The sequence below is a fragment of the Streptomyces griseoloalbus genome (assembly GCA_014650015.1).
GTDB lineage: Bacteria > Actinomycetota > Actinomycetes > Streptomycetales > Streptomycetaceae > Streptomyces > Streptomyces griseoloalbus.
The window spans coordinates 1-23,780 of sequence record BMUD01000008.1; the positions used below are offsets into that span (position 1 = coordinate 1).

At 70.5% G+C, this 23,780-nt stretch carries 24 protein-coding genes; 7 read left to right on the plus strand and 17 right to left on the minus strand.

Features of this window, described 5'->3' with window-relative positions:
- Positions 1-118 precede the first annotated feature (118 nt).
- The 7 genes from IE178_RS14125 to IE178_RS14155 all read right to left on the minus strand — a co-directional run bounded on the left by IE178_RS14125 (position 119) and on the right by IE178_RS14155 (position 7,171).
- Positions 119-871, minus strand: a complete 753-nt coding sequence (locus IE178_RS14125; protein ID WP_193512656.1) for an aldo/keto reductase — start codon at positions 869-871, stop codon at positions 119-121.
- A gap of 52 nt (positions 872-923) precedes the next feature.
- Complete coding sequence (locus IE178_RS14130; protein WP_184761723.1) at positions 924-1,922, minus strand: aldo/keto reductase family protein; 999 nt, start codon at positions 1,920-1,922, stop codon at positions 924-926.
- Positions 1,856-2,959: an MFS transporter gene (locus IE178_RS14135; RefSeq protein WP_193512657.1), complete on the minus strand. Its 1,104-nt coding sequence runs from the start codon at positions 2,957-2,959 to the stop codon at positions 1,856-1,858. Before IE178_RS14135 ends, IE178_RS14130 begins: the two co-directional genes overlap by 67 nt.
- A 46-nt stretch (positions 2,960-3,005) precedes the next feature.
- Positions 3,006-3,896: a Vgb family protein gene (locus tag IE178_RS14140; protein WP_184761722.1), complete on the minus strand. Its 891-nt coding sequence runs from the start codon at positions 3,894-3,896 to the stop codon at positions 3,006-3,008.
- A complete protein-coding gene (locus IE178_RS14145) occupies positions 3,893-4,531 on the minus strand; it encodes a CatB-related O-acetyltransferase (protein WP_221491779.1) in 639 nt (212 codons plus the stop codon). Before IE178_RS14145 ends, IE178_RS14140 begins: the two co-directional genes overlap by 4 nt.
- 118 nt (positions 4,532-4,649) lie before the next feature.
- On the minus strand, positions 4,650-4,925 hold the full coding sequence (locus IE178_RS14150) for a hypothetical protein (RefSeq protein ID WP_193512502.1): 276 nt from the start codon (positions 4,923-4,925) through the stop codon (positions 4,650-4,652).
- 434 nt (positions 4,926-5,359) lie between these two features.
- Positions 5,360-7,171, minus strand: a complete 1,812-nt coding sequence (locus IE178_RS14155; RefSeq protein ID WP_184761719.1) for a sigma-54-dependent Fis family transcriptional regulator — start codon at positions 7,169-7,171, stop codon at positions 5,360-5,362.
- 217 nt (positions 7,172-7,388) lie between these two features.
- Between IE178_RS14155 and IE178_RS14160 the strand changes: the two genes are divergently transcribed.
- From IE178_RS14160 to IE178_RS14190, 7 genes are all read left to right on the plus strand, one after another.
- Positions 7,389-8,183, plus strand: a complete 795-nt coding sequence (locus tag IE178_RS14160) for an acetoin reductase (RefSeq protein WP_184761718.1) — start codon at positions 7,389-7,391, stop codon at positions 8,181-8,183.
- A gap of 79 nt (positions 8,184-8,262) precedes the next feature.
- The gene (locus IE178_RS14165) at positions 8,263-9,261 is read left to right on the plus strand and encodes an amidohydrolase family protein (protein ID WP_184761717.1); all 999 of its coding nucleotides are present in this window, start codon (positions 8,263-8,265) and stop codon (positions 9,259-9,261) included.
- A 1-nt stretch (position 9,262) separates the two neighbouring features.
- Complete coding sequence (locus IE178_RS14170) at positions 9,263-10,057, plus strand: metal-sulfur cluster assembly factor (RefSeq protein WP_193512503.1); 795 nt, start codon at positions 9,263-9,265, stop codon at positions 10,055-10,057.
- A complete protein-coding gene (locus tag IE178_RS14175) occupies positions 10,054-11,079 on the plus strand; it encodes an NAD(P)-dependent alcohol dehydrogenase (protein ID WP_184761715.1) in 1,026 nt (341 codons plus the stop codon). Before IE178_RS14170 ends, IE178_RS14175 begins: the two co-directional genes overlap by 4 nt.
- A gap of 300 nt (positions 11,080-11,379) precedes the next feature.
- Entirely contained in the window at positions 11,380-11,604 is a 225-nt protein-coding gene (locus IE178_RS14180) for a hypothetical protein (protein WP_184761714.1), read from the plus strand.
- 218 nt (positions 11,605-11,822) lie between these two features.
- Positions 11,823-12,803: a helix-turn-helix domain-containing protein gene (locus IE178_RS14185; RefSeq protein WP_193512504.1), complete on the plus strand. Its 981-nt coding sequence runs from the start codon at positions 11,823-11,825 to the stop codon at positions 12,801-12,803.
- 100 nt (positions 12,804-12,903) lie between these two features.
- Positions 12,904-13,434 (plus strand): hypothetical protein, encoded by a 531-nt coding sequence (locus IE178_RS14190; RefSeq protein WP_193512505.1) that lies wholly within the window; start codon positions 12,904-12,906, stop codon positions 13,432-13,434.
- A 622-nt stretch (positions 13,435-14,056) separates the two neighbouring features.
- Here the strand turns inward: IE178_RS14190 and IE178_RS14195 are convergent.
- The 10 genes from IE178_RS14195 to IE178_RS14240 all read right to left on the minus strand — a co-directional run bounded on the left by IE178_RS14195 (position 14,057) and on the right by IE178_RS14240 (position 23,767).
- Positions 14,057-14,506, minus strand: a complete 450-nt coding sequence (locus tag IE178_RS14195; RefSeq protein ID WP_184761712.1) for a YndA family protein — start codon at positions 14,504-14,506, stop codon at positions 14,057-14,059.
- A 266-nt stretch (positions 14,507-14,772) separates the two neighbouring features.
- Entirely contained in the window at positions 14,773-15,165 is a 393-nt protein-coding gene (locus tag IE178_RS14200; RefSeq protein WP_193512506.1) for a hypothetical protein, read from the minus strand.
- A gap of 198 nt (positions 15,166-15,363) precedes the next feature.
- Positions 15,364-15,714 carry a MerR family transcriptional regulator gene (locus IE178_RS14205; RefSeq protein WP_184761711.1) on the minus strand — a complete coding sequence of 117 codons (351 nt, stop codon included), beginning with the start codon at positions 15,712-15,714 and terminating at the stop codon, positions 15,364-15,366.
- A gap of 674 nt (positions 15,715-16,388) precedes the next feature.
- Complete coding sequence (locus tag IE178_RS14210; RefSeq protein WP_193512507.1) at positions 16,389-17,810, minus strand: gamma-aminobutyraldehyde dehydrogenase; 1,422 nt, start codon at positions 17,808-17,810, stop codon at positions 16,389-16,391.
- Entirely contained in the window at positions 17,807-18,661 is an 855-nt protein-coding gene (locus IE178_RS14215; protein ID WP_184761709.1) for a sterol desaturase family protein, read from the minus strand. The genes IE178_RS14210 and IE178_RS14215 overlap by 4 nt, the downstream gene beginning before the upstream one ends.
- Before the next feature lie 18 nt (positions 18,662-18,679).
- Positions 18,680-19,696 carry a guanitoxin biosynthesis L-enduracididine beta-hydroxylase GntD gene (gene gntD, locus IE178_RS14220; RefSeq protein WP_184761708.1) on the minus strand — a complete coding sequence of 339 codons (1,017 nt, stop codon included), beginning with the start codon at positions 19,694-19,696 and terminating at the stop codon, positions 18,680-18,682.
- Positions 19,697-19,708: 12 nt separating this feature from the next.
- Complete coding sequence (locus IE178_RS14225) at positions 19,709-20,878, minus strand: cysteine desulfurase-like protein (protein ID WP_193512508.1); 1,170 nt, start codon at positions 20,876-20,878, stop codon at positions 19,709-19,711.
- Complete coding sequence (locus IE178_RS14230) at positions 20,875-22,326, minus strand: ATP-grasp domain-containing protein (protein ID WP_193512509.1); 1,452 nt, start codon at positions 22,324-22,326, stop codon at positions 20,875-20,877. The genes IE178_RS14225 and IE178_RS14230 overlap by 4 nt, the downstream gene beginning before the upstream one ends.
- Positions 22,323-23,330, minus strand: coding sequence for an NAD-dependent epimerase/dehydratase family protein (locus IE178_RS14235; protein ID WP_193512510.1), 1,008 nt, complete (start codon positions 23,328-23,330; stop codon positions 22,323-22,325). Before IE178_RS14235 ends, IE178_RS14230 begins: the two co-directional genes overlap by 4 nt.
- Positions 23,327-23,767 (minus strand): type II toxin-antitoxin system RatA family toxin, encoded by a 441-nt coding sequence (locus IE178_RS14240; protein ID WP_193512511.1) that lies wholly within the window; start codon positions 23,765-23,767, stop codon positions 23,327-23,329. Before IE178_RS14240 ends, IE178_RS14235 begins: the two co-directional genes overlap by 4 nt.
- Between the last annotated feature and the right edge of the window lie 13 nt (positions 23,768-23,780).

The following is a 23,780-nucleotide window of genomic DNA, read 5'->3' on the forward strand; positions in this document are numbered from 1 at the left end:
CCCGGTGAGCTTCACCCCACCAGCCTGAGCCCGGGCCACCAGCTCGGCGACCAGACCGTCATCCACGGCGCCCGCCCCACTCACAACGGCCTCCCCGGCCTCGATGTCACTCGCCACGTCAGTCATCAACTGTCGCTTCCAGCTCGGGAGTTACACCGCTCACCGTACAGACCCGGTCGACCCGCACCGACTTGGGTATGGCGACGATGTCGCGCTGGGTCAGCCAGCGCAGAGCGACCTGGGCGACGGACTTGTCGTGGGTGCGGGCGATGTCGACGAGGACGGGGTTGTCGAAGAATCCCTGGCCGCCTTCGGCGAGCGGGCCCCAGGACTCGTGCTGGACGCCGTGCTCGCGCATGAGTCGCCGGTCGTCGGTGCGCTGGAAGAAGACGTGGGTCTCGATCTGGTTGACCGCGGGGACGATCTCGTTGTGGGTGATGAGGTCGGCGAGCCGGTCGGGGTAGAAGTTGCTGACGCCGATGGCCCGGGTGCGGCCGTCCCGGTCGAGTCGCTCCAGGGCTCGCCAGGCGCCGTAGTAGTCGCCGAAGGGCTGGTGGAGCAGGTACAGGTCGAGGTGGTCCAGGCCCAGTCGGTCCAGGGAGCGGTCGAAGGCGCGATGGGCGCTGTCCTGGCCGTAGTCCTGGATCCACAGCTTGGTGGTGATGAACAGTTCGTCGCGGGGGATGCCGCTTGCGGCGATGGCGCGGCCGACGGCGCGCTCGTTCTCGTACGCGGCGGCGGTGTCGAGCAGGCGGTAGCCGGCTTCGAGCGCGGCTTCGACGGCCTGCTGGGTCCGGTCTTCGGCGATCTGGAAGACGCCGAAGCCGAGGATCGGCATCCGAACGCCGTTGTTGAGGGTGAGCTGGGGGATCTGCGTGGTCATGGATGCGACCTCTCCTACTGGTGGGATGGCGTTGCCGGGGTCAGCGGCGTGTGATGCCGGTCTGGGCCCCGGGAGCAAGGACTGGTTCCTTGACGGGAGCGTCGCCGAGGGCCTGGTCGATGGCCGTGAGCAGGTCTTCGGGAAGTTCCACGCCGGAGGCGGCGGCGTTGGCGTGGACCTGTTCGGGGCGGGAGGCGCCGGTGATGGCGGAGGCGACCTCGGTGCGGCGCAGGATCCAGGCCAGCGCGAGGGTGGGCAGGCTCATCCCGGCTTCCTCCGCGATCGGGACGAGACGCTGGACCGCTTCGAGGGTGCTGTCGCTGTAGACGAGGTCCTGGGAGACCGCCATGTCGGCGGAGGCGAACCTGCTGCCCTCGGGGACGGGCTGTCCGGGCTTGTATTTGCCGGTCAGCACGCCCTGGGCGAGCGGGGACCAGACGATCTGGGAGATGCCGTTCGCTGCGCACAGTCCGAAGATCTCGGCTTCGGGGGCCTGCCAGAGCATGGAGTACTGGGGCTGGGAGGAGACGAACAGGTCGGGGCCGGCGACGTCGATGGCGGCCTGAACCTGCTCCGGGGTCCACTCGCTGAAGCCGATGTAGCGGGCCTTGCCCTGCTCGACGACCTGTCGGAACGCCTCGACGGTGTCCTCGAGGGGAACGGACGGGTCGAACCGGTGTGCCTGGTAGAGGTCGACGTAGTCGGTCTTCAGGCGGGTCAGGGAGGCGTCGATCTGCCGGGCGATCTGCTGGGGGGACAGTCCCTGGTCGGCCGGGTCGTCCGACATCGGGAAGTAGACCTTGGTGGCGAGGACGTAGGAGTCGCGGGGGCGGGTGGAGAGGATCTCGCCCCAGGCCGTCTCGGCGGCTCCCTGCCCGTAGACGTTGGCAGTGTCGAAGAAGGTGATGCCCGCGTCGAACGCCGCCTCCGTGCAGGCCCGGGTCTTGTCGGCCTCGATGCCTCCGGAGTAGGTCAGCCAGGATCCGAGCGAGATTTCCGAGACCTCGAGGTCCGAACTGCCGAGCTTGCGATACCGCATGGTGACTCCTTGCTTTCGTTTCGAAGTTCTCCAGGACTGCCGCCTTCAGCCTGCTGTCGGTTGCGGAGGGCGGCGACCGGAAATGGTTCGGTGGTGCGGGTGCGGGTGCGGGTGCGGGTGCGGGTGCGGGTGCCGGTGAGGGCGGGCTGCGGGTCGGGGTCGCTCCGCGCGGAGGCCGCCTTGCGCTGCGAGGCGGCCAGGAGGCCGAGCGGCAGCAGGGCGATCAGGGCGAGAGCCAGGCCGGCCAACGACGGGCCCTTCAGGTCCAGGGCGGAGGTCAGGGCGAGGCCGCCGAACCAGGAGCCGACGGCTATGCCGACCTGGAAGGCGGAGGTGGCCAGGGCCATGGGCAGGGCGCGGCCGGCGCCGGCGGTGCGGACCACCTCGCCGACGAGGATCGGGTTGGTGGTCATGCCGGTCGCGCCGAGCAGCACGACCAGGACCACGGCGATGACGCTGTGGGTCGCCCACAGGGTGGTGGCGGCCAGGACCGCGGCGGTGCCCGCGGCGGCCGGGATGAGCGTGGCGTAGGGCCGGTCGTCGCCACGGCGCCCGCCGAACGTCGTGCCGACCAGGGCGCCGAGGCCGTAGCCCAGCATCGCCAGCGGCACGATCGCACTCGTGAGGTGGGCCCGCTCGGTCAGCAACGGGGCGACGTAGCTGTAGAAGGCCATCATGCCGCCCTGCACGAGCGCGATAGCCAGGTAGATCAGCCACAGGCGGGGGTGCTTCAGCGTGCCGAGTTCGCCGCGCAGCGAGCTGTCCGCGCGGCCGGTGTCGGCGGGCAGCCGGCGAGCGATGACCGCGGCGGCGGCCAGGGCCAGCAGCGCGAGCGCCCAGAAGGGGCCCTGCCAGCCGGCCACCTGGCCGGCGGCCGTGCCGAGCGGGACGCCGACGATGCTGGAGAGAGTCACGCCGCCGACCATGACGCCCATGGCGCGGGTGCTGGCGGCCGGTCCGGCCGCGGCGGTCGCGACGACCGCGCCCACGGCCCAGAAGGTGCCGTTGCCCAAAGCCTCGGCGAACCGGCCCACCATGGGCACCAGCCGTGAGTGAACGTCACGGGCTAGGTCTCCTCCTGGGTCAGGGCAGCGGGTTCGGGGTGATGCGGGCGAGGGCACCGATCTCCAGCGCCGTCCACAGGGCACCGTCAGGGCCGACGGTGATGCCGTGCGGTTCCGAGCCGGAGGTGGGCAGGTCGTGCACCTCGATCACGCCATCGGTGGTGAGGGAGCCGACGCGGTTGCCGCCCCACTCCGTGAACCACAGGTCACCGTTGACGCCCGCGGTGATGGCGTGCGGTCGGCCGGCGCGGTCGGGCAGCGGGAACTCCTCGATGTCGCCATCGGCGGTGACGCGGCCGATGTGGCCGGCGGCGATCGCGACGTACCAGACGGCGTCGTCGGGGCCGAGCGCTATGCCGACCGGTGCGGCGGCCGCGGTCGGCAGCGGGTGGACGGTGACCGTGCCGTGGGAGGTGATCCGGCCGATCGCGTTGGCCTGGTTCATGGTGAACCACATCGCGCCGTCCGGGCTCGCCGTGATCGCGGACGGGAACGCGCCGGTGACCGGCAGCGGGAACTCGGTGACCTCACCATCGGTGGTGATGCGACCGATGCGGTCGGCGGTGGTTTCGGTGAACCACAGCGCCCCGTCGGGTCCGGCCGCGATGCCGAACGGCCCGCTCTCCGGGGTGGGCAACGGGAACTCGGTGACCTCACCGTCGACGGTGATCCGGCCGATGCGGTGTGCTCGATATTCGGTGAACCACAAGGCGCCGTCCGGTCCGGTGGTGATGACCGTCGGTCCGCAGTCCGGTTCGAGCTGGTAGTTCTTCGGCTCGCCACCGGGCACGAGCCGGCCGATCCGGCCGCTGTGGACCAGCGTGTACCACAGCGCGCCGTCCGGGCCGGTGGTGATCGCGTACGGTCCGCCGCCGGCCACGGGGTGCTCCTCGATCGACACGACGGTCATACGGCCTCCAGCCCGTGGTCGGCGGCGATACGGGCGATGTCGGCCGGGGTGCCGGCCATGATGGTGCGGGCGTGCTCGGTGACCAGCTCGGCCGGCCAGTCCCACCAGGCGGCACGCAGGAGCCGGTCGATGTCGGCGTCGTCGAACCGTTGCCGGATCGGCCGGGCCGGGTTGCCGCCGACGATCGTGTACGGCGGTACGTCCGCGGTGACGACCGCGCCGGCGGCGATGATGGCGCCGTCGCCGACGCGTATGCCGGGCATGACGGTGGACCGGTGGCCGAACCAGACGTCGTTGCCGACCACGGTGTCGCCCCGGCTGGGCATGCCGGTGACGATGTCGAGGGTCCGTTCGGCCCACTCGCCGCCGAAGATGGTGAACGGGAAAGTGGACACGCCCATCGTCGGGTGCTCGGCGCCTGCCATCAGGAACCGGGTGCCCGCGGCGATGGCGCAGTACTTGCCGATGATCAGCCGTTCCGGGCCGTAGGCGTAGAGCACGTTGCGGTGCTCGAAATCGGTGGCTCCGTCGGGGTCGTCGTAGTAGGTGTACTCGCCCGCGACGATCTTCGGTGAGCTGACCAGCGGTTTGAGGAACACCACCCGGTCATGGGCGGGCATGGGGTGAAGGGTCATCGGATCAGGGGTCAACGTTCAGCTCCTGCTGCGGGGATAGGTGCGGGGAGGGGGTCGGGGAAGCCGTGGACGCGGCGCAGGCGGGTCTGTTCGCAGACCATGACGGCAAGCCCGATGATCACCGGGGGGCCGCCGACCGGCGCCAGTCCCCAGGCCGGGCGCGCCACACCGTGATGGCCGTCGACATTCCCGGCCGGTACACCAGGCCGGGGAACTGCCGCTGGGCCGTGGCCACCACGTCCTCGATGGCGTCGCGGCCCTCGGCCGCCACGATCGGATCGAGGTAGCCCGCGTCGTCGGTCCGGAGTTCGTCGACGAGCGCCCGGCCCCTGGCCGGATCGCGCTTGTTCCCACTGGCCGGATATCGCCTGGCCAGCTCGTCGATGCCGGACATGGTCGATCCCCTCCGCCGCCGTGCTGCGTTCATCAATCTACGCCGGGGGCGGGGTGCTGCATCTGTTACGCCACGGCCATCAGGCCGGGGATGTGCGGACGGCTCAAGTACCCGACCCTCGCCACGCGTTGCATGGCCGGAGTCCGGTCGAGGCAGCGGTGCGGCTCGGCCGGCCGACGCCCACGAACCGCTCGCGCGGCGCACGGACTGGGCACACGATGCCACGCAGCCGTGGATCGACGCGCACGTCCGACGCTGCCGCGCGCTGCTCGCTCCGGAAGCGGACGCCGCGGAGCTGTACCAGGACGCACCGCGGCCGCACCCCGAGGTACGGCAGTTCGAACGCGCGCGAACCGCTCCGCTCCACGGCGAGTGGCTGCGCCGCATGCGCCGCAAGGGTCCGACGCCCGCCGCCCCGTCGGTCCCGGCCCGTCTCAGGGGCGTGTGGGAAGGGTGATGCCGTAGGCCCTCATCTTGCGGTAGATCGTCGTACGGGAGATGCCGAGCCGCTGGGCCGCCAGCAACTTGTTGCCGTCCACCTCCAGCAGGGCCTGGACCAGGGTGTCGCGCTCGGCCGCCTCCCAGGCGCTCAGGGACCGGCCGCCCGCGCTGTGCAGGGACGGTGGCAGGTCGCGGAGCTCGATCCGGTACGTGCGGCGGCCCGCGGCGGCCTTGCTGAGCACGTCGTTCAGCTGGCGGACGTTGCCGGGCCAGTCGTGCCGGCGCAGCAGGGGCAGAACCTCCGGTGCGTACTCCACGCCCGCGCCGACGCGTCGCAGCAGACAGTCGACGAGGGCGGGGAGGTCGGCGAGACGGTGCCGCAGGGCGGGGACCGCAGCCGCTTCTACGAAACAGCGCCTCAGGGGCTCCGGTACGCCCGGTGCGCGGTGGAGCGTGCCCACGATCCATGTGCCCTGTGCCGCCGCGGCATCCAGCGCCCGGGCGACGGCGGGTCCCTGCTCGGGAGCCACGGCGTCGACGTTCCGCAGGACCAGGGCGCGGCCCGGCCCCGTGGGCGCCGCGCGCAGGGCAGCCGACAGGTCGGTCCCGGCGTCGGCGGCCCGGGGGTCCATCGCATCCACGACGACGGGCGACGAGGCCGCCCCGGTGAGCGCGTGCGCGGCACGGACCAGGGCGGATTTACCTGTTCCGGTCTCGCCGTGGAGCAACAGCGGCGTCCGTTCGCGGGCGCAGCGCGACGCCGTGCGGGAGACGGTGTTCCATGCCGGGTCCGTCCCGGCCAGTCCCGGCAGCGGCCACGGCAGGGCCGAGCCCTGCTCCTCACGGCTGCGGGAGCGGGAGCCGGTACGGTCGCCGGCCTGGTCGCCGGGGTGGTCCGTGAAGGCGAGCTCCAGCAGGTACCCGGCCGTGCCCGCGGAGCTGTCGACCTGGCGGCACCGCATCAGCACGGTCTCTCCGCCGGTCAGCCGCACCTGCTTGCGGGTGCGCGGCGCGTGCCCCAGTTCGGCGGCGGCCTCGTGCAGCAGCCGGTGGTCGTCGCCGCTGAGCCTCGCCGTGGCCGCGGAGTTGGCGAGCACGAGATCCTGGCCGAGGCAGAGCACCGGCCGGTCACCGTAGTGGGTCACCTGCTGGAACGCTTCCAGCAGGGCTCGCTGGTGCGAGCTGCTGGACTCGTACATCACGCGCTCGATGTCGGCGACGGCTTCCTGCACCAGGGCTGCCATGAGGGTGCGCGCAGGACCGTTCCAGCAGGTCAGGTTCATGGCCCCTTCGACCCGTCCGGTGACCGAGTTGCGGATCGGGGCGGCCGCGCAGGAGACGTTCTGCAGGCGCTCGTTGAAGTGCTCGGTGCCCAGCACCACGTTGGGCCTGCGCTCCTCCAGCGCGACCCCGATGCCGTTCGTACCGACGAACTGTTCGGCGTAGTTGAAGCCGGGGGCCAGGTGGACGCGGTCCAGGTGCGCCGACAGCCGCTTCTCCCCGACGCGGCGGTCGCGTACCCAGCCTTTTCGGTCCGTCACGATCACACAGGCGTCCGAACCCGCCAGCACCTGTTCCAGACGGTCCAGGACCGGCGTGGCGGCGCGTACCAGGCGGCTCTCCCGGTCGTAGTCGGGCTGGTAGGGGACGACCACCTCGTCGGTGCCGATCCCCAGGTACTTGGAACGCTGCCAGGAGTTGCGGATGCCCTCGGGCACGATCGGCGCAGGCGGGTCCTCGTTCGCGAGGAACTGCAGGCGTGCTCGTGCGATGTTCCGGTCCCGCGCTGTGCTGTCACTGAGCATGGCGCCTCCGATGGCGTGTTTCCGCCATATTACGAACGTGTTTGCACCTGTCAACGGGTGGTTCGCCACGACTTTTCCGCGCGTTCGCCGTGCCCTGACCGGGAGGCGGGTCAGGTGTGTTCCACATTGAAAAAGTCGACGGGCCCACCCGCCCCCACGCTGATGGTCGGCACCGCACGAAGGGTGCGGCGGCCTACCGTCGAACACAGGAGCACCTATGACTTCCGTCGGTAACACACCCCGTACCGCGATCGTCACCGGCGCCGCCCGCGGCATCGGCCGCAGCATCGCGGAGCGGCTGGCCAAGGACGGGCTCGATGTGGCCGTCGCCGACCTCCCCGGCATGAGCGAGGAGCTGAGCGAGGTGGCGGCCGGCATCGAGAAGACGGGCCGCCGGGCCCTCGCCGTGCACGCCGATGTCACCAGCAAGGAGCAGACCGACGCGCTCGTCGACGAGGTGGCGGGCCGCTTCGGCAGGGTCGACGTCTACGTGGCCAACGCCGGTATCGCCCGGGTCACCCCGCTGCTCGACACCGGGCTCGACGAGTTCGAGCAGATCATGGCCGTGAACCTGCGCGGCGTCTTCCTCTCCTATCAGGCCGCGGCACGGCAGATGATCGCCCAGGGCGGCGGCGGCAAGATCATCGGCGCGGCCTCGATCGTCGCGTACCGCCCGTTCGCACTGCTCGGCACCTACTCGGCGTCGAAGTGGGGCGTACGGGGTCTGACCCAGGCCGCGGCCATGGAGTGGGCGCGGCACGGCATCACCGTCAACGCGTACTGCCCGGGAATCGTCGGCACCGACATGTGGGACCTGATCGACGAGCGGCTGGCGGAGGCCGAGGGCCTGCAGAAGGGCCGGGCCATCAAGAAGTACGCGGAGGCGATCGCGCTCGGCCGGGTCGAGGAGCCCGCGGACGTCGCGTCCTTCGTCTCGTATCTGGCCTCGCCGGACTCGGACTACATGACCGGCCAGTCCGTCATGATCGACGGCGGAATCCAGTTCTCCTGACGCGGGGCGTCGCGCGCCCACTCGGTCAGCCACCCCGCGCGCACTCCGGTCAGCCACCCATCGCGAACTGAGGAGACAGATGTATTCCAAGGACGGCGAGAACTACTTCATCGTGGACGCGCACGTCGCGCTCTGGGACGCGCGCCCCGAGAACCAGCTCAACATCCACGGCAAGCAGTTCATCGACTGCTTCTACGACTACCACCGCAACCTGAGCCCGGAATCGGAACTGTGGCCGTACGAGGAGTACCTCTACTACGGCGGCGAGCGTCTGATGCGGGACCTCTTCGCCGAGGGGTACGTCGACCACGCCATCTTCCAGCCCGCGCGGCTGGGAGCGTTCTACCGCAACGGCTTCGGGCAGACCGAGGAGGCCTTCGCGCTCACCCGGCAGCACCCGGACAAGCTCACGTACAACCACTCCTGGGACCCTCGGTACCAGCAGAAGGGACTCGAGCGTCTGCGGCGGGACGCCGAGCGGTTCCAGCTCAAGGGCGTGAAGCTGTACACCGCCGAGTGGAAGGGCGACAGCCGCGGCTACAAGCTCGACGACCCGTGGACGTACCGCTATCTCGAGGCGTGTCAGGAACTCGGGATCAACAACATCCACATCCACAAGGGGCCGACGATCCGGCCGCTCGACCGGGACGCGTTCGATGTGGCGGACGTCGACAAGGCGGCCACGCAGTTCCCCGAGATGAACTTCGTCGTCGAGCACTGCGGCCTGCCCCGCCTTGAGGACTTCTGCTGGGTCGCCACGCAGGAGCCCAACGTGCACGCGGGTCTCGCGGTCGCGATGCCCTTCATCCACAGCCGGCCGCGGTACTTCGCGCAGATCATCGGCGAGCTGCTGTACTGGCTGGACGAGGACCGCATCCAGTTCTCCAGCGACTACGCGCTGTGGACGCCCCGGTGGCTGATCGAGCGGTTCGTCGACTTCCAGATTCCCGAGGACATGACCGAGTACGCGCCGATCACCGTGGCGCAGAAGAAGAAGATCCTCGGGCTGAACGCGGCTGCCATGTACGACATCGAGGTGCCGGCCGGGCTGGGCGTCGCCGAACCGGCGGTGGTGTGAGATGTCCGGCGGCACATGGGAACGGTCGGCTCGCGCGGCGCTGGACACGGTCTTCGACCCGGAGCTGGACGAGCCGATCACCGACCTCGGCTTCGTACGCTCCGTGACGGTGACCCCCGACGGCGCGCTCACCGTCCGTCTCAGGCTTCCCACCTCGTTCTGTTCGCCGAACTTCGCGTATCTGATGGCCTCCGACGCCAAGGACGCGTTGACGGCACTGCCCTGGACCCGGGACGTCGTGGTGCTGCTCGACGACCACCACGACTCGGACCTGATCAATCGCGGGCTGGCCGCGGACGCGGGCTACCGCGGAACGTTCGGGGCGGAGGCGGAGAAGGATCTCGAAGCACTCCGGCTGACGTTCCGCCGCAAGGCGCATTCCGCGGCGATGGAACGGGCCCTGACCCTCCTGCTCCGGGCAGACCCCGACCTCACCGAGGAGGACCTCCACGGCGTGGTGCTCGGTGACCTCCCCGACGCGGCGGCGTCCGGCGCGCTGCTGCGGCGGCGCGCGGCGCTGGGGCTCGGGGTGGCACCCTCCGACCCGGTCCTCGTGGACGAGGAGGGACGGCGCTACCCGCCGGGAGAGATCCCGCTCCGCTTGCGCTTCGCCCGTGCGGTCCGGGTGTCGATCGACGGCAACGCGCACTTCTGCCGGGGCCTGCTCCGCACCCGGTACCCGCAGTCCGCGGCCGACCAGTCCCCGCGGGCGGAGGACTTCGCGACGGCGGAGCAGCCCGTGCCCGCGGGGGAACTCCTGCACCTCACCGCTCCGCCGAAGGGATATGTCTCGTGAAAGCAGTCCAGGTCGTGGGCTACGGCCAGAACCTCCGGATGGCCGAGGTCCCGGCTCCCGAGATCACCGGCCCGTACGACGTGATCGTCAGGATCGGCGGTGCCGGCGTGTGCCGCACCGACATCCACATCCTGGAGGGGCAGTGGGCGCAGAAGTCCGGGGTGGCACTGCCCTACACGATCGGTCACGAGAACGCCGGCTGGGTCCACGCGGTCGGCAGCGCCGTCACCAACGTCTCCGAGGGCGACAAGGTCATCGTGCACCCGCTGATCACCTGCGGACTGTGCCGGGCGTGCCGGGCAGGTGACGACGTGCACTGCGAGAACAGCCTCTTCCCCGGTATCGATACGGCCGGCGGTTATGCCGAGTACCTGAAGACCTCCGCGCGCAGTGTCGTGCGGATCGACGACTCCCTCGAACCGGCCGATGTCGCGGCTCTCGCCGACGCGGGCCTGACGGCCTACCACGCGGCGGCCAAGGCCGCCCGCAAGCTGCGGCCGGGTGACCGCTGCGTCGTGATCGGCGCGGGCGGGCTGGGGCACATCGGCGTACAGGTGCTCAAGGCCGTCACCGCCGCCGAGATCGTCGTCGTCGACCGCAACCCCGACGCGGTCGCCCTGGCCGTCTCCATCGGCGCCGACCACGGTGTCGTCGCCGACGGCGGCCAGGTGGACCGGGTGCGCGAACTGTCCGGTGGGCACGGGGCGGAGGCGGTCATCGACTTCGTCGGTGAGGGCGGCTCCACCAGGGACGGCGTCGGCATGCTGCGCCGGGCGGGCGACTACCACGTGGTCGGTTACGGCGAGAACATCGACGTCCCGACCATCGACATCATCTCCGCCGAGATCAACTTCATCGGCAACCTCGTCGGCTCCTACAACGACCTGTGTGAGCTGATGGTCCTCGCCGCGCAGGGCCGCGTGCGCCTGCACACCGCCCAGTACCCCCTCGACCGGTTCCAGGACGCCCTGGACGATCTCGGGAGCGGCCGGATCCGGGGCCGGGCGATCCTCACCCCGTGACCCCGCCCCCGAACGACGAAGGAAGTGCCCCTTGATGGAGGGCAGCCGCAATACGCCGGAAACGTGCCGTAGGCAGGCTGCGGTGGTGATCTGGAGCTCGCTGGCCCACCGGCAGGTAACCCGTTCGTGGGTTCCTCCGATGATTCGCGGCGGGGTGCCTGGATGGCTTCTTCCCTGGTCATGTGCTTGTGGTGTCTGTGATCGGCTCGGCTGCGTGTGCTCCGTACGGGTGAGCGGCCGGGATCATGCGGCGCATGCGAGTCGGTCACCCTACCCACGGGCGCCCGCAAGCAGAACGCGGTGCACGCCGAGTGCGGCAAGGCGGTGCTGGAGCGGCTGGAGAAGGCCGGCGGCCTGGCCAAGCTCTCGGAGGACCACGAGTTGGTCTCCGCCCACCACGGCGACAACTACGCGCCGCTGATGCGGCGTCACTTCCGCAGCCACCGCAAGGTGCTGCTCGACCTGCCCGACACCTTGTCGATGGTCGCCACCTCCACCGACGACACAGTGCTCCAGGCTGTGTAACGTCTTCGGGCCGGGGGCCGGTTTCCACCAACTGAAGATCGCCGGCTGACCGGCGAGTGTACGAGCCCGCGATCCGGCCATCCTCGGCACAGGCCACCGCTTCTCGTGTGGTCCCCGTCCCGCCAGGGAATTCGACATGTACGCATCCGCACCAGGCGTGCTCTTGCGCATAGCCAGCGATGCAAAGCATGCCGATCAAGGACCCGCGGGGGAGAGAAATGCTGATCGAGAGGGCTTTCTGTACACGGGATTTCCTCGCGCCTGACAGGTTCTCCTATTGGCGCGAGCACATCTCCCAGACGCACATACCGATGGACGTCGGCGGTGACCGCACAGCGGACACCACGGTGTCGCAGCGCATCCTGGCGCTGGGAGCCGTACAGCTGTGGACAATGGAACACTCACCGATGACACTGCGGCGAACGCAGAAGCTGATCGAGCAGTCCGACCCCGAGCTCTACCACCTCTCGCTCAACCTGCGCGGGACGATGGGACTCTCCAGCTCCGGTCACGAGGCCGAATACGAACCGTACGACCTGGTTCTCCACGACACCTCACGGCCCCACCTCATACGGGCGACCACCAGCCACGGCGAGGACACCATTCTGGGAACAGGGCTGTTCATCCCCCGAAAACTGCTGCCACTGTCGGACAACGTGATCGACTCACTGATCATGCAGCGGTTATCGGCGCGGGAGGGTATCGGGGCGCTGCTCGCCCAGTTCCTCACCCAGGTGAACCGGGACTCCGGCTCCTACCGCCCCGACGACGGACCCCGACTGGGAACCGTAGCCATCAACCTGCTCTCTGCGTTGTTCACCCACGCCCTCGACGTCAGCGGCTCCCTCCCCCCGGAAACCCACCGACAGGCCCTCGTACTGCGCATCCGAGCCTTCATCCAGCAGCACCTGCACGACCCGCACCTGACTCCGCGCACCATCGCCTCCGCGCACCACATATCCACCAGCTACCTGCACCGTCTCTTCCAACATGAAGAGGAGACGATCGCAGCCTGGATACGCCACCAGCGCCTGGACCACGCCCGCCGCGACCTCGCCGACCCGGCTCAGCGCACCACACCCATCCACGCCATCGCCGCCCGCTGGGGCTTCCCACGCGCATCCGACTTCACCCGCGCTTTCCGCACCGCCTGCGGCATCCCACCCAAGGAGTACCGGCACCAGCACACCGTCGAGTAGGCGCATCGCCAAGTAGGCGTGCACTCAGCGTTATCGCCCTCCCCGGGGGTGGCAGGCGACTCTGATGAAGGCAACTTTCACGGGGAAACGGAGAGCTTTCATGCAGCGCAGGATCAATAACGCTCTGGTCGCGGGCGCGGTCGCGGGCACGATGGCTGTGAGCATTCTCGGCGCGGGTACGGCCACGGCCGCACCCGCCGGGACCGCCACGACCGAAGCCACGACCGGAGCGTCGTCCATCAGCAGGCCGTTCAAGCCGATCGAGTTGCGTCACGGAAAGTACCTGGGGCGGAGCTGCGGGAAGAAGTCGATCGCGGAAACCGACGGCCGGGGGAAGACAACCCTGAAGATGAACTTCTCGAGGACTGTGGAGACGGCGTTCTCGTCGGAGGCAGGATTCACCGCCGGCAGTGTCAGCGGCAGCATCGGGTCCGAAGTGCGGAAGAGCTACACGGTGGAGATCGAGACGCGTTTCGAGGTTCCGAGGGGGAGGGTGGGCCATGTGAGGGCCTATCCCAAGTACAAGGTCTACAAGTACGACGCGTACCTCAAGATCGGCGGCTATATGGGCAAGGCAACCTTGAAAAAGCCGATCGGGATCTGCTTCGAGGAGTGGACGACGAAGGCGTAAACCTCGCCTTCTGGCGGTTACGCCCGGTGTGCCCTGTTCTCGGGGTGACGTCACCCGACGAGTAGCTGTCGGTAATCGGCGTTGCGATCCGTGACGTCCACACTTCCGGACGACTGGCGCAGTAAATGCCGGATTTACTGCGGCGGAGCCCCTACCCTGATCATCGCGAAGGATGCTCGTCGGCGAGCCTGCTCCGACCGGACCCGCCCGCCGGGGCGCGAAGCCGCCCCTCTTCCCCGTCACCGCGATCGACGACCCGGCCCTGCCGGAGGCCCTGGCCGAACTGGCGGCGGCCAGGGCCGACGAGATGGACGCCGACACCGTCAACCGGGAACTGTCCATCGCCCGCAAGGCAATCGGCTGGTGGCAAATCGCTGCCCTCAACGCGGACACACGGGTACGACCCGATACGCGTCTTCACCTGAGAAGTGCTTCTTTCCACGGCACGGTCTGGACCCTCGACAAGTCCGATCGTTCCAGGTCAGGAGCACTTCTCGCGTTTGTGAGCAAGCTTCGGACAGGCTACCTCGTGAAAGTCCGATGCTTTATTGCAAGCGGCTGTCCATGGCGCCAGCCGGGTGACGTCCTGTCCGGTCACGCCGACGTCCGACGCAACGGCCCGTCAGTCGTAATAGTCGGCGTAGGTGCCGGCCACGGCCGTGGTGACGAGGTAGAACTCGGCGGTCCCGTCACTGCCGTCGACAAAGCCCCCGATGCTCCTGAACACCGCGCAGCCATCGGAGTTCAGTCGCACCGACCCGACGTAGTCGTCGGTGTTCTCCGAGTCCCACTCCCACAGCTCGTACCGGTCACCGGAGCCGAAGCTCGAGCCGATGCAACCCTGGAAGTCGCCGCCCGTCGAACGCGCCGCAGGTGTCTTGTAGTCACCGTTGCCGGTGGCGAAGAACGTGCCCCGGCCCACGAAGTCCCAGCCGGCGGCCGCGGCCCGTAACCCGGTGCGGTTCGCGCCCTCGTCGCCACTGGTGACGGCCGCCGCGGGGGCGGCGGACGCGCCTGCCAAGAGCATCGTGCCCAGGATGGCCGTCGCGGCACGTCGAGCCACTGTTCCCATGTTCACTCCTTGTCCGTTCGTCCCTTCGAGGGTGGTCGAGCCCTCGTTGAACAGCAGCCTGCCGCTTCCCGGCCCTCGCGTCCTTACCGAGGAGTGCACGGATATTTGACGTTCCGTACACATCCGGCGTGACGGACCAGGTCTCAACTGCCCTGGACGGCTGTCACGGCTCTACGCTTGGCTCCTCATGCGCCCACATCGCAGCTGGGAGGTTCGTTGTCCACCACGCCACCCTCTCCGAGCGACAGCCCCACCCCTCCGCCTGCTCAGCCGCCCCACCCGCAGGCGCTGCGGCCGCCGGTGTGGTGCCGGGTGCAGACCTTGTTCCAGGGGACGAGCCAAACGGGCAAGGTGGCCATCATGGGGTGTGTCTTCACGCTTGCGAGTGCCGTGGTAGCGGGCGTGTGCGCCATTGTCGTCGCGCTCGTCCCTGCCGTCTGGAACGAGAACAAAGACGACGGGCACTCCGGCTCGTCCGCGTCGATTCCCCCAGCGGTGTCGACAACGCACCCTGAGCGGTCTTCGGCAGCGTCATCTGCGTCGCGGTCGTCCCAGGAGCCCAAGGTCAGCATTACCTCGTGGACCGAGACTTCCTCAACATCGTCGACGTGAAGGTGCCCCAGGACGACTGGTCGCCGCTGGGTGAGATGGCGGTCCACTAAGGCTGACGCACCTGCGTGTCGTCGCGGAACGGCGGTGGGCGTGAGGTCGCCCACCGCCGTTCGACGGCCCGGGACGGGTTCAGGTCTGCTGTGCGGTCTTCCAGGAGCGGTCATGCGGCTCGGGAGCGTCGGTGAAGGAGATGTGGCGGCGGTGGCCGGGGCGTACAGGGACCGCGCGCTCCCCCGTGTCCGTGATCAGCTCGAACCGGGACTGGAACTGCCGGACCCTTCCTTCGCGGCGCGGCGGTACTCGGCGTTGATGCGCTGAGCTTCCTCGAGCTGGTCCTCGAGGATGACGATGCGGCACGCGGCCTCGATCGGGGTTCCCCTGTCGACGAGCTCGCGGGCGCGAGCGGCGATCCGTAGTTGGTAGCGGGAGTACCGGCGATGTCCGCCCTCCGAGCGCAGCGGAGTGATCAGCCGAGCCTCGCCGATGGCTCGGAGGAAACCAGGGGTGGTGCCGAGCATTTCGGCGGCCCGGCCCATGGTGTAGGCGGGGTAGTCGTCGTCGTCCAGACGATCACTGAGCGGAGTATCTGCTGCCATGTCACCTCTTTGTGCAACGCGTCGAGGGGCCCTGGTGCCGTACGGCACCAGGGCCCCGAAGGAAATTCAACACCATCTGTCGGCCCTCATGCTGTGCCGACCTTCTGTTTCCGTCACCCGGCCCGGCGAGGGGAGGGGTGCGGGGATCGCGGCTGCGTGACCGGGGACCACCATCCATTCCGGGGTCTTGCGGTACCCGGACCGAGAGCTTCCCGGGCCGGGCGATCCTGATGGCGTCTGCTCCTCCGTTCTTCCTCTGAACCAACCACTTGCTGGACGGGTACTGCGGTACTGCTCGGTGATGCTGTTGGCGACCCCTCGACCTGCGGGCCACCCAGTGCGGCTCTCAGCCCCGTCACCGTTTCGAGAACGCCTTGGCTTCGGAGCTCCAGAGCCGCACTGACCTGCGAACTTCAGCTACTTCCGCCCGCCAGTTCGTGTCTGCCGGGCCTTGCTTGACCGTGTCGACAAGAACAACGTTAACCATGTCAGGGCTCGATGTCTACTCTGGCAAAAGTAGATTTTGGCGTTCAGGGGACGCAGGCATCCTGCGGCCCGCGATACCGGTGAGGCGGCGGTACAACGGTGAGGGCCCTGCCGACGCGTGTCGGCAGGGCCCTCACCGGGTCTCTGATGGCGGTTTCCGCCTGTTCTGACGCGCCTCGGGGGGCGCGTCAGGGGTTCAGGTTGGTCATCACGTGCTTCAGGCGGGTGTAGTCCTCCATGCTGTAGCTGGACAGGTCGCTGCCGTAGCCGGAGTGCTTGGTGCCGCCGTGGGGCATCTCGGCGGCCAGGGGGATGTGGGCGTTGATCCAGACGCAGCCGGCCTCCAGGTGCCTGGCCAGGCGCATGGAGCGGGGGTGGTCCCGGGTCCAGACGCTGGCGGCCAGGGCGTAGTCGACGCCGTTGGCCAGCGCCAGGGCCTCCTCTTCACAGGAGAAGGGCTGGACGGTGAGGACCGGGCCGAAGACCTCGCGCTGTACGATCTCGTCGTCCTGGCGCACGCCGGCGACGACGGTCGGCGCGTAGAACCAGCCCTCGTCGCCGACGCGGTGGCCCCCGGTGAGGACGCGGGCGTGACCGGGAAGACGGTCGATGAAGCCGCCGACCCGCTGAAGCTGGGTCTCGCTGTTGAGCGGGCCGCAGAAGGCGGAGGTGTCCGACGGCGGACCGACCCGCGTGCCCTCGGCCTCCTTCACCAGGGCGGCGAGCAGGTCGTCGTGCACGTCCTCGTGGACCAGCACACGGGTCGCGGCGATGCAGTCCTGGCCCGCGTTGAAGAACGCGGCCTGGGCGATGCCCTCGGCGGTGGCCGCGAGATCGGCGTCCGGGAAGACCAGGGCGGGCGCCTTGCCGCCCAGTTCGAGGTGGACGCGCTTGAGGCCGGCCGCGGCGGTGGCGGCCACCTCCATCCCCGTCCGCACCGACCCGGTGACGGCCACCATGTCCACGTCCGGGTGGCCGACCAGGGCGCGTCCGGTGTCGCGGTCGCCGCAGACGACGTTGAACACGCCGGACGGCAGGACGCGCGCGGCCAGCTCCGCCAGGAGGACGGTGCTGCGCGGAGTGGTCTCGGCGGGCTTGAGGACCACCGTGTTGCCGGCGGCCAGGGCCGGTGCCACCTTCCACACCGCCATCATCAGCGGATAGTTCCAGGGCGTGACCTGGCCGATCACACCGAGTGGCTCCCGGCGCAGCATGGACGTGAAGTCCGGCGAGTACTCCCCGGCCGCCTTGCCCTGCAACGAGCGGGCGGCGCCGGCGAAGAAGCGGAGCTGGTCGACGGCGGGGACCAGCTCCTCCTCGAGCGTGGTGGCACGCGGCTTGCCGGTGTCCGCGCACTCGGCGTCCACCAGGGCGTCGGCGTGGGCCTCCACCGCGTCGGCCAGGCGCAGCAGCGCCGCCTGGCGTCCGCCCGGGGTGGTGTCGCGCCAGCCGGGGAACGCGGCGCGGGCCGCGCGGACGGCCTCGTCGACGTCGGCGGCCCCGGCGCGGGCGGACGCACCGGAGACGGTTCCGGTGCAGGGGTCGATCAGATCGAGGGTGGAGCCGTCGGCCGCCGGGACCGAGGCCCCCGCGATCACGTTCTGGATCATGGCTGTCCTTCCGGTTGTTCCTCGCGCCGCGGCTGCCACCCGGGGCCGCGGAAGAGATAGCCGCCCGCCTCGCGCGGCGAGTGGGCGCCGCGCAGGTCACGGCCCAGGCGCAGCCATTCGAAGGTGACGACGCGCAGCGGGTTGTACGACTTGACGTTGGTGGTCATGCCGTAGGCGATGCGGCTCTTCTCCGGCTCGAAGGAGCCGAACATCCGGTCCCAGACGATGAAGACGCCGCCGTAGTTCCTGTCCAGGTAGGGGTAGTGGCTGGCGTGGTGCACACGGTGGTGCGACGGGGTGCAGAAGACCCACTCGATGGGGGCCCACAGCTTGCCCACCTTCTCGGTGTGCAGCACGAGCTGGTAGACGAGGCCCACGGCCTGCACGACGAGCAGCATGTACGGCGGGAAGCCCAGCAGCGGCTCGGCGGCGAAGAAGGGGATGGAGGTCATCGGCGCCCAGGAGTTGCGCACCGCCACGGTGAAGTTGAAGCGCTCGCTGGAGTGGTGGACGCTGTGCACCGCCCACAGCACCCGGACGCGGTGGTGGGACCGGTGGAAGGCGTAGTAGCACAGGTCGTCCAGGACGAACAGCAGGACCCACATCCGCCAGTCGCTCGCGTCCACGCGCAGCGGGCTGATCGCGTAGAGGGCGGCGACGATGGCGACGTTGGTGCCCTGCCAGAAGAAGTTGACGACCTGGTTGCCCATGGCCAGGCCCAGACTGCTGGCGGTGTCGCGCAGGTCGTAGCCGGTGTCCTTGTCGGAGGGCAGGAACTTGTGCGCCAGCAGCTCCAGGCAGACCAGGACGGCGAAGACCGCGACGGTCAGGCCGAGTGTCGACCAGTTCATGGAAGACCTCTCGCGGGCTCAGACGACGACGCGCACGGCGTCGGGGAGCCGCATCGCGCTGGACTTGCGCAGGTCCCGGGTGACGTTGACGCGCTTGAGCCAGCGGTCGGTGCCGTCGTAGCGGGCCTTGAACGGCTGACGGCCGTGCACGAGGCGGAAGTTGTCGATGAAGACCACGTCGCCGGGGCGCAGCGGCACGTCGGTCAGCCCGCCCTCGATGGCCTCGCCGATGCGGTCCAGGGTGCGCCGGGCGGGCTCGTCGCCGGGGGCGGTGTCCATGTACGCCGGGTCGATCTGGAGGAAGGGGTCGTGCGGGGCGCCGAAGAGGACCGGCACCGCGTCGGGCTCCTCGTTCATCTGCTCGGTGCGGTCGAAGCCCTCGCGGTGGCGGTCGGCGTTCTCCGCGTTGTACGCCTGCAGGTGCGACTTGTCCGGGCGGATGCGGAAACGGGGTTCGAAGGCGCAGCGGCGCTCCTCCTCGGTGAGCACCGAGGGGTCGAAGCCGCCGACGGTCGTGGCCACGCCGTCGGGGTTGCGCAGACACATCAGGACCACGTAGTCGGCCCGGTAGGGGTGGAACGCCTCCTCGGTGTGCCACATCAGCGGGGCGGTGCTGCCCGAGCCGAGCTGCTCGTCCTCGTGGCCACGGGTGGGCACCACGTCGTGGACGAGGCGGCCGTCCTGCTGGGTGGCCCAGCCGAACACGTCGCCCAGCAGGGAGCTGTACAGGACGAGGGCGTTCTCCAGACGGTGCACGGCCGGCGGTACGGGGCGGCCCTCGCGCCAGCTGGACGGGGTGGGCCCGATGGCCTCGTCGGGGACGTCGAGCCCGCCGATGACCAGGGCCGACGGGCCGTCGTCCGCGTGCAGTCCCGCGAGCGCCGCGCGGACCGCGCGGGGCATGCGGTGGGCGATCAGCGGGGCCTCGCGCAGGAAGGCGGGGTCGTCGGCGGCCGGATGTTCCCCGGCGGCCTCGGCGCACAGGGCGGCCACGGCATCCCGGTCCTCGGCGGTGAGGTCGATCCTGGTGAGCATGGGTGTTTCCCTTCAGGCGAGTGCGTCCACGGCGCGCAGCAGGCGGTCGACGTCCTCGGTGCTGGTGTAGCAGGACAGGCCGGCGCGGACGGCGCCGTCCTCGTGCAGGCCCAGGGCGTGCATGACCTCGTGGGCGTAGAAGATGCCGCTCCAGGTGGCGATCTTCTGCCGGGCGAGGTGCCGGGCGACGTCGTCGGCGGGGTGGCCGGCGACGGTGAAGGCCACCGTGGGGGTGCGGTCGGTGTGGTCGTGCGGGCCGTGCACGCGTACGTGGGGCATGGCCAGCAGGCCGTCGAGGAGCGGGGCGAACACGGCCGTCTCGTCCACGGCGCGGGCGTGGTCGAGGACGAAGCGGGCGGCCTCGGTGGCGGCGGCGATCGCCTCGAAGGACGGGGTGCCGGTCTGCCAGCGGTCGGGGGCCTCCTGGGGGGCGGGCCGCACCCGGTCCGGGTCGAGCGCGTCGAGCAGACCGGGGTCGGCGCACAGCACGCCCAGGTGCGGGCCGTACCACTTGTACGCGGAGCTGACCAGCACGTCGGCGCCGAGGGCCGTGCGGTCCACCGGGCGGTGCGGGGTCAGGTGCACGGCGTCGACGAGGACCCTGGCCCCGGCGGCGTGCGCGGCGGTGGCGATGGCCGCCACGTCGGGGATGCTGCCCAGGGCGTTGGAGGCGCCCGTGACGGCCACCCAGCGGGTGCGGTCGCTCAGCAGGCGGGTGACGTTCTCGGTGGGCAGCCGGCCGGTGTCGGTGTCCACGTCGGCGAGGTGCACTGTGGCGCCGGTGCGGGCGGCGATCCGCAGCCAGGGGGCCACGTTGGCGTCGTGGTCCAGGCGCGTGCACACGATCTCGTCGCCGGGGCCGAGGCCGGCGGCCACGGTCTGCGCCAGGTCGATGACCAGCGAGGTGGTGTTGGGGCCGAAGACGACGCCGCGCGGATCCGTGCCGAACAGCTCGCCCATCGCGGCCCGCCCGCGGGCCACGACCTCGTCGGTGGCGTCGGCCGCGGCGAACATGCCCTCGGTGTTGGCGTTGTCGCCGCTGGTCAGATAGCGGGTCATCGCCTCCACGGCGGTGTCGACGACCTGGGTGCCTCCGGGCCCGTCCAGCCGGGCCCAGTCGCCGCGCAGCCCGGGGAAACGGTGCCGCAGACCGGTGGTGGTCGTGGGGTCGGTGACGGTCATGCGATGGCTCCTGATCCGGGGACGGTGGGTGGGACGCAGGCGGTCAGCGGCGCGATGCGCAGGCCGAGTTCGCGTACGCCCAGGGCGCAGGCCGCGGCGACGGCGCTGCCCAGGGCGTGGCCGCGGAAGGCGTCGGTGCGCGGCTGGAAGCGCACCCGGTCGCCCACGGCGGACCGCTCGGTGCGCAGGGTGGCGTCGGGGCGGTCGTGACGTCCGGCGGGCCGCAACGTGCCGTCGGGGCCGAGGAGCAGGCCGAGACGCAGGCCGGGCTCGGCCGGGGCGTCCAGCCGGATCTTGGCCTCGCTGTGCCGGACCCGGTCCAGTGCGTCGAGGACGGTGCTCTCCAGCAGGGCGGGGGCCACGTCCACCGGGTCGCCCTCGCGCAGGACCCGGCACAGCAGGTCGAAGGCCAGCTCGGGCCGGGTGCTGTCGATGTTGAGACCGCTGCCGAGGCGGGCGTTGACCTCGGTGGGCAGGAAGCCGTCCGCGGTGAGAACGCCGTCCAGGGTGAAGGCGCCGCGGTAGCCGTAGAGCTCGCGCAGGGCGCGGCCGACGGCGCGGGTCGTGGCGCGCAGTTCGGCTTCGCGGGGCGCCGGGCAGTCCCAGTACGTGGAGGTGCCGGCGAAGACGAACCCGCCGTCGGGGCGGCGCAGGGTCAGCAGCTCCAGCGGGCGGAAGACGGGTACGGCGGCGCTACCGGGTACGACCAGGCCGTGGATGCTGCACGGCAGCCCGTCGAGGAACGGCATGACCCGCACGCGGTCGGCGCGCCCGGCGAACGCGGCGGCGAGCGCGGCGGTGTCGGCGCCGGGCGGGTGGTGGCGGGTGCCGCGGGCCCCGGTGTGGATGCCGTCGCGGGCGTCGGCGGCCCACACGGTCCCTCCGGCGGTACCGAGTTCCCGCACGGCCTCGGCGAGCGCGCCGGGCTCGCACGGGACGACCGCCTCCGGGGCCGCGGCGATACCGGCCCGTTCCCAGACCTCGTGCACCCGCACCTTGTCCTCCGCGACCGTCCAGCGCGGGCGCCGGTGGCCGTAGCGGCGGCGGTGCAGCAGTGCGGCGCCGTCCGTGTCCAGGGTGTCCAGGACCAGGGCGGAGCGGTCCGGGTCGAAGGCGTCCAGGCGGGCGGCCAGCTCGGGCGTGGGCCGGGACAGCAGCCGGGTGAACTCCGCGGCCAGGGCGTCCTGGTCGCCGGAGGCCAGACCGGCGTCCCACCACACCACCCGCGCGGAGGCGGGGCGGGCGGCGTCGAGTGCCGAGTCCGGGCGGGCCGACAGGGCGAACACGCCGGCCGCGCCCAGCTCCAGCAGTTGGGTGACGCGCGGGACCAGGCGGGCGGGGGACATGCCGGCCAGGACGCAGCGCCGGCCCGCGACCGCCCGCGCGACCTGGGCGGCGAAGGGGGCGGCGGCGTCCGGTGCGGTGGCGTGGACCGTGCCGGGGCTCATCCGGTCCACGCCTTCGGCTCGGCGGACGCGGCCCGCGCGTTGTTCTCGGCCCAGTACACCTGCGAGGACCGGATGGCGTCGGCCGGGTCGGGCATCACGTGCGTGCACCCGATGGGCTCCTCGATCGCGAGGTAGACCTGGTAGGCCGCGTACATCTCCACCCGGCGCAGCTGGACGCGGCTGAGGGTCTCCCGGGCGAAGGGCAGGTGGAAGCGGTTCCACGCCTCGGGGGTGACGAACGGCGGCGTGGACAGCGCCGAGGCGCCCCGCGGGACGCGCCAGGAGTTCAGGCCCTCCACCGTCAGGTCGAACATCTCGCCGACCCGGGGGGCGTCGGCGCCCCGGCCGAGCACCGAGGTGCGGGGCGCCTCGGGCGGCCCGGCGTACACGGTGTCGGTGATCCATGCGGCGAGGTCGTCGGCGGCGACGATCTCCACGTAGGCGTCCTTGACCCCGACGACCGCCGGGATCACCCCGGAGCACAGGCCGGAGACGATCCAGAAGAGTCCGCTGAACCGGTCGATCGCACCGTCCGTGCGACGGCCCATGACCATGGGGAAGCGGACGACGTCGGTGCGGGCGTGGCGGGCCGACGCCGTCCGTTCCGCCCACGCCTTGGACCACTCGTAGGTGTTGCGGTAGTCGGCGGTTTCGGCGGACGCGCCGTCACCGCGCAGACCCGCGGCGAAGGTGGTGGACAGCTGGAGGAAGTGGGTGTGCTCGTCCGCCAGGTCGAGCAACGCGTTCGTCGGGCCTACGTTGGCGGCCTCGGCCTGGTCCGCGGGCAGGTTCCAGCGGGTGTCGGCGGCGCTGTTGACGATGACGTCCCAGGAGGTGTCACGCAGTTCCCGGGGCGGCGGTTCGGAGCCGATCTTCCAGGCGCACTGGCCGGGGGCGCCGCGACTGCTCACCCCGGTCACGTCGGCGCCGCGGGCGCGCAGGTGGCGGATCAGCTCGCCGCCGACCGCTCCCGTCGCGCCGGCGACCAGGATCCGTGGGCTCACGATGCCACGACCCGCTGCTCGATGGAGGTGAGCATCTGCTGGGCGTTGTCCCGCAGGGCCTTGGCGGCCACCGGGTTGAGCATGTCGGCCAGCAGCGGGATGCCGATCTCGAACTCCACGAAGAACGTGGTCACCGAACCGTGGTCGCCGTCCGGGTCGACCCTCCAGTAGCCGCCGAAGTGGTCGAGGTCGCCCGTGAGCTGCCGGAACGTCATGGTGCGGTCGTCGTCGTCGATCTCGTCCTCCTCGACCCATTCCAGCGTCGAGCCCTTGAGCAGCACCGACCACTCGCTGACGCGCCGCGTACCGGAGGATTCGGTCACACGGACCGAGTTCACGCTGTCCATGTAGTCGGCGTAGTCCTCGATGCGGCTGACGGCCTGCCAGGTCTCGTCCGCCGGCGCGGCGATGCTCAGCTTGACTTCAACGGTGGGCACGGGGTTTCTCCTT